This is a genomic window from Methylobacterium nigriterrae (assembly GCF_037106235.1).
Lineage (GTDB): Bacteria > Pseudomonadota > Alphaproteobacteria > Rhizobiales > Beijerinckiaceae > Methylobacterium > Methylobacterium nigriterrae.
The window spans coordinates 1-942 of record NZ_JBAWTG010000423.1; the positions used below are offsets into that span (position 1 = coordinate 1).

Here is a 942-nt window from a genome sequence, read left to right on the forward strand (position 1 = left end):
ACCTCGACGCGGCCGATGGCCTCGACGCGCCCGACGAAGTCGAGCGCCTGATCGATGGCCCTGCGTTGGGCGAGAACGGTCCCGACCGGCAGGGCCGAGCCGGGATCCGTCTGCGCCGGGGCGGGCAGGACGAGCCCGGCAGTCAGCATGATGGCGAGCACTGGAGAGGAGAAGCGGGCCATGATCGTCCCTCGCCGCATCGCGGCCACCGAGCGTGGGCACCGCCACTTATTCTCGCACATTCGGCACACGCTGCTTGATCGGACGGGACGCCCGGCGGGCCAGGATCGGGTAGACCAGGGGCCGTCCCCGGAAGTGGGGGCGGACATCCAGGCTTTCGGCCACGAGCATGATCTTTGCCAGGATCCAGGCATTGATGAAGGCCAAGCCGTAGAATCCGTATCCGATGCCATGGCGCTACAGAACCATGTGCTCGTGGAGGACAAGGAGCCCGAAGATGACCCAGAGATAGGCGAAGATGCCGAGGATCCGCTTGGCCTCTTCAAGCACTCGACGGCCGATCCGCCGCATCCGGCCGTCGGCTTGGGCTGCAGCCGTCGACGGTGCTACAGCTGGGGCAGAAGACGGAGGCCGCGGATCGCTCATGGACGTTGCCCGCTGCTGGATCTCGTGCGCTCGAGAATGAACGCCGACGTGATACTGCAGCATCATTTCTTTGGCAGCAGCGGCACCAATGTTAGCACGATTGGCCCGCGCTTGATGATGCAGGCTCCTGTGCTCGCAGAATAGATTTGCCGCTCTCGATCCCGCTTGATCCGATGCGCTCGAAAGGTCTGCTCTCGGTCGCATATCGGAACCCGATGCGGGCTCATGCGAACGTCGGCTACGGCCTGTTCGGCCTTGAACGTGTTCCGTGTGCGGGCGTTTTGCTCCTCCTGACTGGGAGGAGTGATGCTGGACGACGCAGAATGGAGAAAGCTG

1 protein-coding gene and 2 pseudogenes are annotated in these 942 nt (G+C 64.0%); all 3 read right to left on the reverse strand.

Annotation, left to right across the window (positions count from 1 at the left end):
• Positions 1–182: pseudogene (locus WDW90_RS37525) on the reverse strand (efflux RND transporter periplasmic adaptor subunit); the annotation flags it as partial.
• 94 nt (positions 183–276) lie between these two features.
• A pseudogene (locus WDW90_RS37530) lies at positions 277–531 on the reverse strand (hypothetical protein); the annotation flags it as partial.
• Between the two features lie 137 nt (positions 532–668).
• On the reverse strand, positions 669–942 hold a 274-nt coding region (locus tag WDW90_RS37535; protein WP_336492792.1), incomplete at its 5' end, for a hypothetical protein.